Genomic DNA, 14,642 nt, shown 5'->3' with positions numbered 1-14,642 from the left:
ATTAATTATTAAATAAAAGAGCAAAATAAATGGCTATCGAAAGTTTTTCGACAGCCTGGTCCCCCTTTCAATGGGGGATTTTTCTTTTGACGGGGACTTTATTATAATGAGTGGCGAATATATTAATTGTTTTCATTTTTTATTTTTTTATGTTACCGTTTAAGGAATGAAGCTTTGGGGTGTTATGTAAATGTCTAATAAATTTGTTGTAATCGATTTAGAAACTACCGGAAATCTTCCGAAGAAGGGCGACAAAATTATTCAATTTGCCGCTGTTGTAATTGAAGATGGACAAATAACGGAGAAATTTTCGTCACTGATTAATCCCCAAAAATCCATTCCGATATTTATAGAAGAGTTAACTGGAATCAATGATGAAATGGTGAAGAATGCCCCTGTTTTTTCAGAGATTGCTGCGAAGGTTTTTTCCTTACTGGACGGGGCTTATTTTGTAGCCCATAATGTTTTATTTGATTTATCCTTTCTTCAAGAGGAATTAATCCATGCCGGATTTGAAGGATTTTACGGATCTGTCTTGGATACCGTGGAAATGTCGCGGATTCTATATCCGACAGCGGACGGATATAAACTTACCGATTTGGCTGAAATGCTAAACCTCAAGCACGATCGGCCTCACCAAGCCGACAGTGATGCGGAGGTGACCGCGGAAATTTTTCTGCTGTTGGTCCAGCGTTTACAGCAGCTGCCCTTTATTACGCTTAAGCGGCTTCTTCCGTTATCCGGCGGATTAAAAAGCGACCTTGAGCAGCTACTTGAAGAAATGATTGACAGCATGGCTGAAAAGTCTGCACATAATGAGGATTTTGAGGTGTTTAGGGACCTCGCCATAAAAAAAGTGCTGCCTCAGCCGGGAACATCGTTAGAATTCCAGGCATACCACTATCCTCAAGCTGAAGAGGAGAAATTAAGGCTGATGAAAAGCGGCCTTAAATCTTTTGAGAACCGGACAGGGCAATTTAAGATGATGGATGTGGTCTACAAAGCCTTTGTATCCGAGCGTCATACGTTAATTGAAGCAGGAACGGGGGTAGGAAAATCGTTAGGGTATCTGCTGCCAGCAGTCTTCTTCGCTAAACAGCGGAACCGGCCGATTATCGTCAGTACACATACTACTCAGCTGCAGGAGCAAATATTAAGAAAAGAAATGCCACTTCTGGAAAAAATGATTCCTTTTCCGGTAAAGGCTGTACTCTTAAAAGGCAGGAGCCATTATATCTGTTTGGAAAAATTCCATCAGTCGCTGCTTGATGAAAACGATAACTATGATACCACCTTAACAAAGATGCAGATTCTTGTTTGGTTAACCGAGACAGAAACCGGTGATAAGGATGAACTGAATCTTTCGAGCGGCGGATTCCTTTTTTGGAATAAAATTAAAAATGAGCAAACCGCTTTTTCAAAACATCCTGATTGGCAAGAACGGGATTTTTATTTGCGAGCAAAAAAAGAGGCTAAAGTCTCGGATATTGTTATTACCAATCATTCTTTATTATTAAGTGATATTAAAGGGAACGGCGCTGTTTTGCCGGAATATGATTTTGCCGTTATTGACGAAGGGCATCATTTGGAAAAAGCGGCAGTTCAATTCTTTGGTACCTCCTTGGATTACCTATCTGCAAGAATGCTGGCTGGCCAATTTGGTTTATACGAACAAGAACAGCTTTTTTATGAATTAGAAAAGATTCTTGCTATTTATCCTTTCACGAAGGAACCGCTTATCCATACATTTGAGCTTAATCAAATGATGATTGACTTTTCGTACGAAATGGATGAATTTTTTAAATTAATTGCTCTATTTGCCAAAAAGAGGATTAATAACAAAAATGGATATTACCGCACAAAAATCCATTTTAGTAAAGCTGATAGTTCTAAAGAAAGAATGGCTTTAGTGCATAGTGCGGAAAGGCTGTCATTTTTAATAAAGGATTTGCATACCGCAATTAGTAAAAGGGTGGAATGGATTATTGCCCAAAAGGATGGGTTAACCAGAAAGCAGGAGGGGAAGATCGAGGAAGTCCATGTGTTTCTTATGGAATTAGAGGAATTAAGGGGCAGGGTAATAAACAGCTTTTTAAGAGACACCAATGATGTTAAATGGATTGAAATCGATGTACGTGCACCGCAGAATATAACAACCTTTATCGCACAGCCGGCCAGTGTAGCGGCAGCTTTAGAAAAATATTTTTTCGCAAAGAAAAAGGCAGCAGTCATCACTTCTGCAACGTTAACCGTTAATAATACCTTTGACTATTATCTCAAGGAAATCGGCCTTGATTCCAGTAATCCGGAAAAGGTAATCATCCCCTCTCCTTTTAATTACAAGGAACAAGTACAGCTGATTATTCCTGATGATTTGCCCGAAATCAATTCGGTTTCCTTAGATGAATTTGTGATTGCCATAACCGAGCACATCATTACGATTGCTGAGGCGACGAAAGGAAGGATGCTGCTTCTTTTTACTGCTTACGACATGCTAAAGAAAACGTACGAATTGATAAAAGAAAGCGGCTTTCTCGATGACTATGTTTTAATTGCCCAAGGGATTACAAGCGGGAGTAGAACAAGGTTGACGAGAAATTTCCAGCGCTATGAAAAGGCCATTCTGTTAGGAACGAGCAGTTTTTGGGAGGGTGTGGATATTCCAGGGGAGGATTTATCATGCCTGTGTTTAGTACGGCTTCCCTTCAACTCACCGGATGAGCCGTTAACAATGGCGAAATGCCAAATAATTGAGGAAAGTGGCGGCAATGCCTTTTTTGAATATTCTCTGCCTGAAGCAGTCCTACGGTTTAAACAAGGCTTTGGCCGGTTGATACGAACTGAAACAGATAGGGGGATTGTGATTGTTTTTGACAAGCGGATTATCACAACGAAATATGGAAAGGCCTTCTTAAATTCCATCCCGCCAGTCACCATAAAAAAAGAATCGGCCAAAGAAATAGTCAAAATAATTCAATCCTGGTTATGATAAAATTTGGAAAAAATACACATCCTAGAGATGACAGGAGGAATGTGTATGCGAATTTTATTCATTCTATTGGCCTTATTTTTTCCGGCTGTTTCAGCAGTTCATGCGGAAACGGCTATTTCAGGTAAGGTTGAAAATATAGATTTAAATATAAAGGAACACGAAATGGCCATTACTTTTATTGGTCTTTCCACTGGGGAAGCTACTTTAATCCAAGGGCCGAACAACGAGAATATTTTGGTCAATGTCGGGGGGCAAGACACTGAAGCGGAATTGGAAAAGTGGCTCAAACTTTATGATGTAAAAAGCATTCAAACCTTAATCATTACTACGGATGAAAATAGCCTGTCGTTTAAAAAAGTAAATAAGCTAATTGACAAATATAACATTGAAAAACTGATTACCACTTCAAAAATCTCAGCCCAGGCAGCCTTTGGGCTTGATGATCAAAAGCGGGCCGCGGTATCAACATGGAAAGAAGGGACAACAGAATCACTTTTTCCTGACCTGACGGCCGAAGTCCAATTTGTCGGAAATGAAAAAAACGAAGGGATGGATTTTATCCTTAAGTTTTTCAATCACCGTCTCTTTTTAATGTCGTCCTGCAGCGAAAGGGCGGAGCAGGCATTACTGACAAAAAATCTTGAAGATGTCCATGTTTTAAAAATTCCGGATTACGCTAAGGCTTCTTTTTTCTCAAATAATTTTATCCACTATTTAAATCCGGAGATTTCTGTATTGTTTACACCGGAGGAATATCATCCGGATCGTGATATTCTTCAAGGCCTGCACGAAACTTGGTCTGAAGTTTATTTTACAAAAAAACATGGATCGGTGACGCTTAAGTTCACGGATTCAAAATATGAGGTTTTTACCATCCCAACAGAAGAAGAATAAAAACTTAAAGAAAAATTACGATTCCTTGGTTTCAGGATAGGGCATTTTTCCTTTTACCTGTTATAATGATATTTGGTAGGAAACAAGTAACAAGAATTAATTGGAGGAAAAATATCGTACATAAAAGAGTGATTTGAAATTGAAAAAGTGGATTATAATTGGAGCATGTTTATTACTTGCTGTGGTGATCGGGGTTTCGATAAAAGTATATCATAGTGCAATGGAACCATTAATTACCGCTGAAGAACGTGCTCTTCAGGATGCTAAAAAAAAGGTTCCATTAAAAAGCGTTGAAGATTTTCATGTTTATAATGGTCAAGAAACCGTTAATGTCATTGAAGGGAAAAATAACAAGGGCGAAAAGATTATTGTCTGGGTTCCCGAAAAGAGTAAAAAGGTTATTGTCCGAAAGGCCAAGAGCGGCCTTACAAAAGAGGAAGCAATTCAAACATTGAATAAAGAAAAAAATCCCAAAAAAATCATTTCAGTCCGGCTCGGAATGGAACAGAACATCCCTTTATGGGAAATTTATTATCGTTCTGAAAATAATTTAATAAATTATTATTATCTCCATTTCGAAACTGGCGAGTGGCTGAAGGAAATTGAAAATCTTTAGGGTAGAGACAGGAGGAAAACATAATGAAAGTGGAATTGGCAAACCGGGTGTTGTCCTTAACACCTTCAACAACATTGGCCATTACTGCGAAAGCAAAAGAATTGAAGGAACAAGGTGAAGACGTAATTGGACTCGGTGCAGGTGAACCCGATTTTAATACCCCTCAGCACATTATGGATGCTGCGGTAAAATCTATGAATGAGGGACAAACCAAGTACACACCTTCGGCCGGTCTTCCTGCCTTAAAAAAGGCGATTATTAAAAAATTCGAAACAGATCAAGGTTTAACCTATAAGCCAAATGAAGTTATTGTCGGGAATGGTGCAAAACATGTCCTCTATACGCTGTTTCAGGTTCTTTTAAATGAGGGGGATGAGGTTATTATTCCTACTCCTTATTGGGTAAGCTATCCGGAGCAGGTTAAGTTAGCGGGCGGAGTTCCTGTTTATATCGATGGATTGGAAGAAAACCATTTTAAAATAACACCGGAACAATTGAAAAAGGCGATTACCAATAGAACAAAAGCTGTCATCATTAACTCTCCGAGCAATCCAACAGGGGTCTTATATACAGAAGAGGAGCTTTTGGAAATTGGTAAGGTATGCTTGGCAGAAAACATCTTGATTGTTTCTGATGAGATTTATGAAAAGCTCGTTTACGGCGGTGTAAAGCATGTTTCGATTGCGGAAATTTCGCCGGAGCTTAAAGAACAAACAATTATTATTAATGGTGTTTCCAAGTCCCATTCGATGACAGGGTGGAGGATTGGCTATGCTGCTGGTAATGCTGAACTTATTAAAGCAATGACTAATCTCGCTAGCCATAGCACATCTAACCCGACCACTACCGCTCAATATGCGGCCATCGCGGCTTACAACGGGCCGCAGGAGCCTGTTGAAGAAATGCGGAAGGCATTCGAAGAAAGATTGGAAATTATCTATGATCAGCTGGTTGCCATTCCAGGGTTCACTTGTGTCAAGCCGCAGGGTGCTTTCTATCTGTACCCAAATGTGAAAAAGGCTGCTGAAATGGCTGGCTACAGCAATGTCGACGACTTTGCATCTGCCCTTTTGGTGGAAGCAAAAGTAGCTGTAATTCCCGGTTCAGGATTCGGAACACCTGATAACATCCGTTTATCCTATGCAACATCACTAGACTTATTAGAAAAAGCCGTATCCCGCATGCAGCAATTCGTAGAATCAAAAGTTAGGGTATAACCTTTAGTAAAATCAAAAAGTCTGCGACCTGCAGGCTTTTTGATTTCTTTACCAAAACAGGATGCCTAATTCTCTTACTCGAAATCACCTGTTCGTGATATACTTTTTAGGAGGTGTCCTAACATGAAAGATAATATAGTAGCTTGGCTAGAAGAAGGTACCATTACCGTACCCTCTTTACTATTTTCCGAATATCGCAATTTGCATTTAAACGAAGCAGAATTAGTTCTGTTACTAAATATCATGACGTTTGTAGAGAAAGGGAATGATTTTCCAACCCCCGAAGAGCTTTCCTCAAGAATGACCATTTCGATATCAGAATGCAGTGACATGCTTAGAAAGCTGATTCAAAGAGGCTTACTTGCCATCATTGATGAATATTCGCAAGACGGCATTCGTTTCGAGAAGTACACAATTAAACCGTTATGGGAAAGACTCGTGTCACAATTTTTAACAAGCACGCAGAATGTACAAGAGAATCAAAAGAAAACGGAGGAAACCGATTTATATACGTGTTTTGAAAATGAATTTGGCCGTCCTTTGTCTCCTTTTGAATGTGAGTCTCTAGCGATGTGGATGGATGATGACCATCATGATCCTGTCATTATCAAAGCCGCACTTCGTGAAGCAGTCATGTCAGGTAAATTAAATTTTCGCTATATTGATAGAATTCTTTTTGAGTGGAAGAAGAACGGCATTAAGACACTTGAGCAGGCCAAAAATCAGGGCCGCAAATTCCGGCAGAAACAAGTTCAAAAAGGCAATCCAAGAGAGGATGCCCCGCCATCATCCATTCCATTCTATAACTGGTTAGAGCAATAATTTTAAAGCGACGAGTGACAATTCACTCGTTTATTTTCTGTAATAAACATTTAGAGGGGTGAAGACCTTGCTTAATAATACACAAATTCGGCATTGTTTAGATACAATGGGTGAAATGTTTCCAGATGCCCATTGCGAATTAAATCATTCAAATCCTTTTGAACTCGTTATCGCTGTCGCTTTATCTGCCCAATGCACCGATGCCCTCGTTAATAAGGTAACTGTTGGTCTATTTAAAAAATACAAGACCCCTGATGACTACTTAAAAGTCCCTTTGGAGGAATTGCAAAATGATATCCGCTCGATCGGTCTTTATCGGAACAAAGGGAAAAACATTCAAAGCCTTTGCCGAATTTTATTAGAGGAATATAATGGCGAAGTGCCAATGGATAGGGATGAATTAACAAAGCTGCCGGGAGTGGGCCGGAAAACAGCCAATGTTGTTGTTTCGGTTGCTTATGGCATTCCCGCCATCGCTGTTGATACCCATGTTGAACGTGTCAGTAAGAGGCTCGGCATTTGCCGTTGGAAGGACTCTGTATTGGAAGTTGAAAAGACGCTGATGAAGAAGGTACCGAAAGAGGAGTGGTCAGCCACACATCACCGCTTAATCTTTTTTGGCAGGTATCATTGCAAGGCGCAAAACCCGCAGTGTCCAAGCTGCCCGCTTTTGGACGTATGCAGGGAAGGGAAGAAACGAATGAAAGGAAAGGCTGCTGTAAATGAGTAAGCCTTCAGAGTCTGTAACCGATATTCTTAAAGAATGGGCCAGTATACAGGAGCAACTTGAGAAAGTATTTCGAAACAGGGACCAAATAGGGGCTAAAGAATGGATGAATAAAGGAATTCAATTATACCTTCGGTTTTTGTTTCTGACGAATGGATTGCCACTTAGCTACAATGATGCTATTCCATTTGAAAGTATCGAATACATGCCTGTCAATCTTGAGGAGCGATTTGCTTTTATTAAGTACCGACCATCACTCTACCATTCTTATCGACAGTTATCAGAACTCATGGTAGAACAAGAAAAACAATATGCGCGGAAAACTATCCAAAAAAACAAGAGGCCGACCTAAGTCAGCCTCTTGTTTTTTAGCTAATAGGAAAGTATAAATTTTCGCAAATTTATACTTTCCTAACGCATAAATTCAACTACCCCTCTGTCTTCGTCCTATCGGACTCGCCAATCGGCGAGTTTTCATTTAATGTCCGGTGGAAGGAGTTCCAGGGGGTATGACAGGCGGGATCACGACTCCGCCGGTATTATTGCCGGTGCCATTGCCATTGCCACTGCTAGTACCTGTTCCGGTGCCATTTCCGTTCCCATTGTTAGCGCCGTTTCCATTTCCATTTCCGTCCCCAGTGCCATTATTTCCATTTCCTTGTTCAGTATCGTTTTCTGCCTGTGGAACCTCAATGGTGGTTGTTGCAGGATCGCTCTTCCGATCTCCGATAATAGCCAGAACGGTAATAGTGTATTTTTCACCCGGCTTAACTGGAAATAGGAATCCTTTTTCTGCCTGCACCACATGATTTGGAGTAGTGCCGTTATCAACGGTAATATCAAACTGAACATTTTGTTGTGCTGTATTTGGATAATCCCAAGTTACAGCGATTTTTTGTGTATCTTGATCATATTTTGCCGCCAAGCCGCTAGGTGCATCAAGCTTGTTATATTTCTCGGATACTGTTTTCGGGGCATGGCCCTTTACAGCATATTCCGTGAGTACTTCGCTGTCAGGAGTGAATTCACTCGCAAGCACAGCCGGCATGGAGCCTTTTTCGATTCTGACCTTCTCCACACTATTTGGCATAGTAAAGTCAGCTGTTTGGGTGCCTTTTGAGACATGGGCCAGTAAATTTTTAAAGATTAATTGGGCAATTCTTTGGTTATTTCCCTTTGCCTCAACCGGCGTTTTATAGTCACCGTAACCAGTCCAAATGGATGCAGTATAATTGGTCGTATACCCTGTAAACCAAGAATCTGGTACCGCACTTTTACTAATATTCCATGCATTTCTTTGTTCTTCCGAATAGTTTGTAGTCCCTGTCTTACCTGCCATTGGAAGGCCTGGGACTTTTGCGTTTGTCCCCGTACCCGGAGAAACTAGAACACTTTTTAACATGTCGGTAACCATAAATGCTGTGGAATCCTTCATGACCACCTTAGGTTCCGGTGCGGTGTCAATAATGGTACCATCGCGCAGCTTAATTTTCGTGACAGCATGCGGCTTATTGTAAATGCCTTTGTTGCCAAATGCAGCATAGGCTCCGGCCATTTCTAGCGGTGATACTCCGACGGTTTTTCCTCCAAATCCGCCAATCGCATAGGACTCAGATATTTCTTTTAATGGAATGCCAAGATTTAGAGCGAACTTCATCGCATTATCCAGACCTACCTGTTGAATGGCCTGAACCGCCGGAGTGTTCCGTGATAACTGAAGGGCTGTCCTCATCGTCATCGGACCCTTATATTGACCGTCCCAGTTTCCGAATTTCTTACCAGACGAATACGTAATTGGCTTATCCTCAATCATTTGGTAGGTGCCCCAATTCAGGTATTCGATGGCAGGGCCGTAATCCAACACAGGTTTAATGGTAGATCCGGGCTGGCGCTGTATATCAATGGCATAGTTGTAGCCGCGCTGCACCTGTTGGTTTCTGCCGCCGCCAATTGCCCTGATTTCTCCAGTCTTTGTGTCGAGAAGTGCGACGCCTGCCTGGAATTGATCATCAGGATATGGAATAACGTCTTTTGAGTTTAAAAGCTCGTTAACATAGTCCTGCGCGTTTTTGTCCAGTGTTGTATAAATCGTCAAACCGTCTGAAAAAATATCAAAATCGGTCTTCTCTTTTACTTCATCGATTACTGCATCAACGAAGGCATCATATGGCTTGTCATTTATTTTCCGCTGTTCCTCTTTAAGGACCGTATCTTTTACGGCAACCTTTTTAGCTTCCTCCATTTGTGCCTTTGAAATAAAACCATGCTGATACATTAAACTTAATACGATATTTCTTCTTTTTTCGGCTAAATCCGGATGGTTAAAAGGATTGTAATTGTTCGGGCTTTGCGGCATCCCTGCCAATTGGGCTGCTTCCGCAAGTGTCAACTGATCAAGTGTTTTCCCGTAATATATTTTTGCAGCAGTGGCAATACCCCAGCTATTTTCCGAGATATAGACCTTATTGACATACATTTCAAAAATTTGATGTTTTGTATATTTTTGTTCCAACTGATAGGAAAGCCATGCTTCCTGAACTTTTCGTTTCAAGGTTTTATCACGTGATAAAAAGGCGTTTTTGACAACCTGCTGGGTAATAGTGCTGCCGCCTTCCGAACCAAAGCCATCACGGAAATTCGCGAGTACCGCACCGCCAAGGCGAATCGGGTCGATGCCATGATGTTTATAAAAACGATAATCCTCCGTTGCCAAAATGGCATTTTCAACCTGCTTCGGTATATCTTTATAAGTAACATATTCCCGGTTCACTGAACCGGCTTCGGAAATAAGCTCTCCATCTTTATCTAGAATCTTTGAAGGGATAGGATCTTTTAATAATTTTGGATCAAGCTTGGGAGTGTCCTTTACTAAATAGGCGAAAGTGCCGACACCAGCCAATAAGCCGACAAAACAAAGCACGATTAGGGAAAGGAAAATTTTCTTTGCCATTCCGCCTTTCTTAGCCTTTGCTTTAGGTCTGGCCTTATCGTTTGACTGCTGTTTCTTTCGGCGCTCCTCTCTTGATTGGTATTGCTCAGCCATTTTGAAATTCCTTCCTTTCTGCTCTTTATTTGTTTTTTAATAAAGAGGTAAAAGATTATCTAATATTTTAATATAATCAATTCTTGGATGAAATCCAAGCGGTATGAGATAACCGTTCTGTTTAATTTCTTCCTTTGTAATCGATTTTCTTCCTCCACTCATCATTCTGTCCCAAAAACCCAACATATGCTTTGCCTCTAGCAAATATACCTCATCAAATCGCGAAAAACGGATGATAACAAAGCAAATCCCACCCTGATTCATCACTTCTTCCATATGAGTAATTTGGTGTGGATGGAAATTTTTTAACGGAAATGAAGTAGGATTTTCTGTTTCCTTTGCTTCAAAATCGATATATTTTCCTTTATAAACGCCATTATAGTCAGTGGTGGAGGCAAGTTTAAAATAGGCTTCTTTAATAACTGCCGCACTTCGCTTTGGGTAATCCACTTGGACGATTTGGATTGGTGTCGGTTTCTTATGGATAACGGCCATCTTCCTGGAGCGGTAATATTCATTACTCTCGTTTAAGTCTTCTTCAAGTGTCATTCCGCGATTGCCATATGCATCATTTTTCTTGATTTTTACAGGTGCTTTTTTCTCTTGATCCAAGCGAACATACTTTTTTCCATTTGGATAATTAAAGCTCATTTCCTTCACCTCTTAAGACACTCACTATCATATCAAATCTCAGAAAAAAGTGGGTGAATAAAATAGCCCTTCAGGTAAACGCTAATATTAATTGTACCGTTTTTGTTATAAAAATAAATGATTCATTCTTATTAAGGGATTAGCCTGCGGCTAATAATCTATTAAAACTGAAGGAAAGATGCACAAAATATGAGTCTCCTTACAATACACGAACAAAATATCATTCGTCAAATTGAAACCGAAACAAGCAAAAAAAATATCGATAATATTTCAAGGACTAATGCATATTTTTCCTACTTTAAAGAAAATCCGGATATTCAATGGTCCTTTCTGGCAAGCATGGTATCCCGAAATGGCGGCTGGAATATGTGCGATCTTGAAGGATCTATGTTTCGGCAGCTGCTTGCCCCCCAGGTCAGAAAACAGCTTTTTTTTACATATGAAAGGGCAAATTGGCTAATATTTCATGATGTTTTCCCTCAATTATTGGTCTATCAATATTCGACGAAATTAGGCCGGCCTCTGTTTCATTTACTTCCCTATTTTCATGTTTCATCCTTTATTCAAAATGAGTGGCACCGCTTTTGGCGTGATGAAGATAGTAAAAGGCTCATGACCGCCCTAATCATTAATGAACAAAATGTGATTCAAAATCCGGTCATTGAACACCCTGTTTACAAGAAAAAGGTATTTCAATCACTTATATTCAATTTTCAAGATTGGCTGCATTTTAGCTGCGTGTTGTTCCCAACCTGCGGCGGGGAGGTATATGGAGCAAGCGTGAATGGCTTTAGGTCTCTATCCAAAAGGATTAATCTTGGAAAAAGGCTGGCGAGCATTCTTTTTCAGCCAAGGTTATTTCCCCATTTTTTTGAGTTTGCTGAAAAAACAACACATACAGGCTCAAGAAATGATTATGAACAGTTTTTCAAAATAAAAACGGAAGGAACTACTCCTATCTTAAGAATGACCTACCCGGTAATCAAGCACCATCAGCAGGATTATCAGGATTGGAGTAAAGTTCGAAAAGTTTCTTCCGCGTGGCTGCATTTTCCAGTCCATCATCGCCACCCGATTCACCTAACCGATTGGTACGTGGCTAAATCCCACCAGCTGCAGCTGCTTGTTTCCTTGAAAAAGGCACTGGATTTAAAGAAATGGAAATAAGAAAAAAGCAAGGAGGGTGTTCTCCTTGCTTTTCTCTTACTCAGCCGGTCGGTTTGGTCCTTCTAACTTTTTATCGCCGTAACCTGTTCTTTTTTCTGTATCAGATTGCCGCGGTTGGCTTTTGTTTTGTTTATTGTTGTTAGACAAAATAAACACCTCCACTAATATCATGTGCTGAATTTTGGTTTTCATACGATTCTAGATTCTGTCGAACGAAAAATAGAGAATATGCCAGAATGGCACTTTCTTTGCCGAAATGCTTCTAGTTTTGTCAAGGGGGAAGGAACCATAGATTGGAAAGCGAATATTATCTTTAGGAAAAACGTGGGGGAGGTTTTAGAAAATGAATAGTTCATTTAGTGATAAGGATAGGCTCCTGTCTAAGCTGGCGGGGATATATGATCAATTGGAAGAATTAGACGAGGCACTAAAAGCATCCTTTTCTGAACTTCGCATCGAGCTTGATCAAAGGGAACAAGAAAAACTGCTTGATTCGGCTGAAAAAATTACAAAATTGGAAAGAATTTCAGACCAAATGCTTTTGAATGGAGAGATGGTCCAAAATCCGCTTTCCCACCATTCCGCAAAATCATTAAAGCTTGAAATGGGTTTTTAATATTCGGTATCATAGTCTTAAATTTGAAAGTGGCATTTAATAGTGCTGCTTTTTTTGCTAATAAGAAATTATAAATTTTTACAAATTTATAATTTCCTAACGCATAAATTCAACTACGCCTCTGTCTTCGCCCTAACGGACTCGCCAGTCGGCGAGTTTTCATTTATTTTGACGGGAAGGGAGTGTGCATTCTTGGACAGGGAAATAGAGCATTTAACTAGGGAATTATTATCATTCAATCAAGAATTTTTGAGGCATTTTCAGGAAGCAAGAGAAACGGGGAGTGAACAAAATTTTGATGAGGTGATAAAGCCATTTGCCAATAAGGTTAACTCAATAAACGGAGAGTGGAAAGAGGAGATGAAAAAATGGCTTATAAACTTTCCATTAAAACATATCCGCATTCAGCAAGTCGAATCCGTTTCAGAACATATCGAACAGCTCTCCATCCAGGCTTTCTTTCCGAAAACAAGCAAATCAAGATTTCTAAATGCCCAGCGGACAGTCGAATTTTTTCTGACGGAAGTTTTAAAAGAAGTGAATAAAGAAAAAAGAGATGCAACGTAAGCATCTTCAGATTGTCGAGAAAGCGGATTTTTCTTAGTAATTTTTCATTTAGTCCCAACCTAAATTACCAACCTTTAATGTTTATCCCTGCTAACTGGCCTGTTGATTGCAGCGAAGTGGCCTCGCTTTCCGCGGGGAGGTCCTGGAGCCTCCTCGGCGCTGAAAGCGCCTGCGGGGTCTCCAGTGACCTCTATATCCCGCAGGAGTCGAGTGCCCTCCGCTCCAATCAACAGGGAGGCAAATCAACCTTAGTATTGCAGCACACATTTTTCCAACCTTGATAAGTGAGTTGCAATCTTTTTTTCATATTTTGGCAGGCTGCAGTTAAAAGGGCCTGTTCTCTTTAAAAAAGAACGAACTTTTTAAAGAAGAAACGAGAAATCAATATATTTGTGAATCAAGCGAAGAAGGTAGTCATCTGGAACCAATTCTTCAATAGAAACAAATTCATATTCACTTTGGCTATACCCTTTTGGCTTAAACATTAAATTCACCACTTATTTTATTGGAGTTGAATGACTTAATAGAATACACCTGTTGATTGGCGCGGAAGGCACGAAGACTCCTGCGGGAGTACGGGGCAGGGGAGACCCCGCAGGAGCGAAGCGATGAGGAGGCTCCCCGGCACGCCCTAAGGTGCGCGAAGTGCCTGGAGCGCCAATCAACAGACTTGTTGAAAAGCCTATAATAATATTATAACGAATTAACGCGGTTAATCATTAAATAATATGAGTAAAATAAAAGGCTGCCGATAGTTTCTCGACAGCCTGGAGATGCGACGTAAGCATCTCTTTTTTAGTCTATCCATTATGTTCGATGAGGGAGTTTTCCTGCGCTGCCTCTGGGGGCACCGCACCTTGATTTTCAAGTTCACGGACAAGATTGCGATATTCTTTAATGCTAATTTCATTGAAGATATAGGCCTTTTTAACAAAATCCATTAGTGCATTAACATCATCAGTGGTGTAATCACGGCTTTGACTAAATCTCACTTTTATTTCGCGTATGTCCATTTCTACTCCTCCTTCATCATTTTTACTATCGTAACATGAAATTAAGAGATTATTATTTTTTCAAAAATTTAAACTTTAGACAAAATCTTTGAAATTTTGACATTTCCTTGAATCACCAATTAGGCTTTTTTTTCATAATGTGAAGCAGAGATAAATACGGAGGAGATGTTTGCCCGTGTTTGGAAAAATGAGACCAAATACCATCTTTCATAATGGATATTCGGGACAAATGATGCAATATGGTCCAGTTGGCCAACAATGGAACCGGCATTTAGTAATGCGAAATCAAGCTTTTCCATATCAGCCTCCTGTCCAGA

General features: G+C 40.2%; 15 protein-coding genes. 10 read left to right on the top strand and 5 right to left on the bottom strand.

From position 1 onward, the window contains the following. Positions 1 to 190 precede the first annotated feature (190 nt). From dinG to QNN06_RS22525, 7 genes are all read left to right on the top strand, one after another. On the top strand, positions 191 to 2,989 hold the full coding sequence (gene dinG / locus QNN06_RS22555; RefSeq protein WP_213120387.1) for an ATP-dependent DNA helicase DinG: 2,799 nt from the start codon (positions 191 to 193) through the stop codon (positions 2,987 to 2,989). A 48-nt stretch (positions 2,990 to 3,037) separates the two neighbouring features. Further along, positions 3,038 to 3,886, top strand: coding sequence for a ComEC/Rec2 family competence protein (locus QNN06_RS22550; RefSeq protein ID WP_284035979.1), 849 nt, complete (start codon positions 3,038 to 3,040; stop codon positions 3,884 to 3,886). Positions 3,887 to 4,025: 139 nt separating this feature from the next. Then, a complete protein-coding gene (locus tag QNN06_RS22545) occupies positions 4,026 to 4,502 on the top strand; it encodes a cell wall elongation regulator TseB-like domain-containing protein (RefSeq protein WP_284035978.1) in 477 nt (158 codons plus the stop codon). A 29-nt stretch (positions 4,503 to 4,531) separates the two neighbouring features. Beyond that, positions 4,532 to 5,719, top strand: coding sequence for a pyridoxal phosphate-dependent aminotransferase (locus tag QNN06_RS22540; RefSeq protein WP_284037968.1), 1,188 nt, complete (start codon positions 4,532 to 4,534; stop codon positions 5,717 to 5,719). A gap of 123 nt (positions 5,720 to 5,842) precedes the next feature. Next, positions 5,843 to 6,541 carry a DnaD domain-containing protein gene (locus QNN06_RS22535; RefSeq protein ID WP_213120390.1) on the top strand — a complete coding sequence of 233 codons (699 nt, stop codon included), beginning with the start codon at positions 5,843 to 5,845 and terminating at the stop codon, positions 6,539 to 6,541. A gap of 67 nt (positions 6,542 to 6,608) precedes the next feature. Further along, positions 6,609 to 7,271 carry an endonuclease III gene (nth, locus tag QNN06_RS22530; RefSeq protein ID WP_213120391.1) on the top strand — a complete coding sequence of 221 codons (663 nt, stop codon included), beginning with the start codon at positions 6,609 to 6,611 and terminating at the stop codon, positions 7,269 to 7,271. Beyond that, positions 7,264 to 7,620, top strand: a complete 357-nt coding sequence (locus QNN06_RS22525) for a YpoC family protein (RefSeq protein WP_284035977.1) — start codon at positions 7,264 to 7,266, stop codon at positions 7,618 to 7,620. Before nth ends, QNN06_RS22525 begins: the two co-directional genes overlap by 8 nt. 126 nt (positions 7,621 to 7,746) lie before the next feature. Here the strand turns inward: QNN06_RS22525 and QNN06_RS22520 are convergent, their stop codons facing one another. Together QNN06_RS22520 and recU are read right to left on the bottom strand one after the other, a co-directional pair. Then, positions 7,747 to 10,311: a transglycosylase domain-containing protein gene (locus tag QNN06_RS22520; protein WP_217033517.1), complete on the bottom strand. Its 2,565-nt coding sequence runs from the start codon at positions 10,309 to 10,311 to the stop codon at positions 7,747 to 7,749. Between the two features lie 36 nt (positions 10,312 to 10,347). Further along, positions 10,348 to 10,962, bottom strand: a complete 615-nt coding sequence (recU, locus tag QNN06_RS22515) for a Holliday junction resolvase RecU (RefSeq protein WP_213120394.1) — start codon at positions 10,960 to 10,962, stop codon at positions 10,348 to 10,350. A 189-nt stretch (positions 10,963 to 11,151) separates the two neighbouring features. On the opposite strand from recU, the gene QNN06_RS22510 reads away from it, so the two are divergent. The 3 genes from QNN06_RS22510 (at position 11,152) to QNN06_RS22500 (ending at position 13,312) form a co-directional block, all read left to right on the top strand. Then, the gene (locus tag QNN06_RS22510) at positions 11,152 to 12,129 is read left to right on the top strand and encodes a DUF2515 domain-containing protein (RefSeq protein WP_284035976.1); all 978 of its coding nucleotides are present in this window, start codon (positions 11,152 to 11,154) and stop codon (positions 12,127 to 12,129) included. 343 nt (positions 12,130 to 12,472) lie between these two features. After that, complete coding sequence (locus QNN06_RS22505) at positions 12,473 to 12,745, top strand: hypothetical protein (RefSeq protein WP_213120396.1); 273 nt, start codon at positions 12,473 to 12,475, stop codon at positions 12,743 to 12,745. Between the two features lie 192 nt (positions 12,746 to 12,937). Beyond that, positions 12,938 to 13,312 carry a DUF1798 family protein gene (locus tag QNN06_RS22500; protein WP_217033514.1) on the top strand — a complete coding sequence of 125 codons (375 nt, stop codon included), beginning with the start codon at positions 12,938 to 12,940 and terminating at the stop codon, positions 13,310 to 13,312. A 362-nt stretch (positions 13,313 to 13,674) separates the two neighbouring features. Here QNN06_RS22500 and QNN06_RS22495 read toward each other — a convergent pair whose 3' ends face one another. The 3 genes from QNN06_RS22495 to QNN06_RS22485 all read right to left on the bottom strand — a co-directional run bounded on the left by QNN06_RS22495 (position 13,675) and on the right by QNN06_RS22485 (position 14,624). Beyond that, entirely contained in the window at positions 13,675 to 13,797 is a 123-nt protein-coding gene (locus tag QNN06_RS22495) for a hypothetical protein (protein WP_284038012.1), read from the bottom strand. 315 nt (positions 13,798 to 14,112) lie between these two features. Then, positions 14,113 to 14,325 (bottom strand): YppF family protein, encoded by a 213-nt coding sequence (yppF, locus tag QNN06_RS22490; protein WP_213120398.1) that lies wholly within the window; start codon positions 14,323 to 14,325, stop codon positions 14,113 to 14,115. A gap of 119 nt (positions 14,326 to 14,444) precedes the next feature. After that, positions 14,445 to 14,624 carry a hypothetical protein gene (locus QNN06_RS22485; RefSeq protein ID WP_213120678.1) on the bottom strand — a complete coding sequence of 60 codons (180 nt, stop codon included), beginning with the start codon at positions 14,622 to 14,624 and terminating at the stop codon, positions 14,445 to 14,447. Positions 14,625 to 14,642 lie beyond the last annotated feature (18 nt).

Source organism: Neobacillus sp. 114, from assembly GCF_030127045.1.
Classification (GTDB): Bacteria; Bacillota; Bacilli; order Bacillales; family Cytobacillaceae; genus Neobacillus; species Neobacillus rhizophilus.
This window is presented reverse-complemented; position numbering and strand designations above follow the sequence as displayed.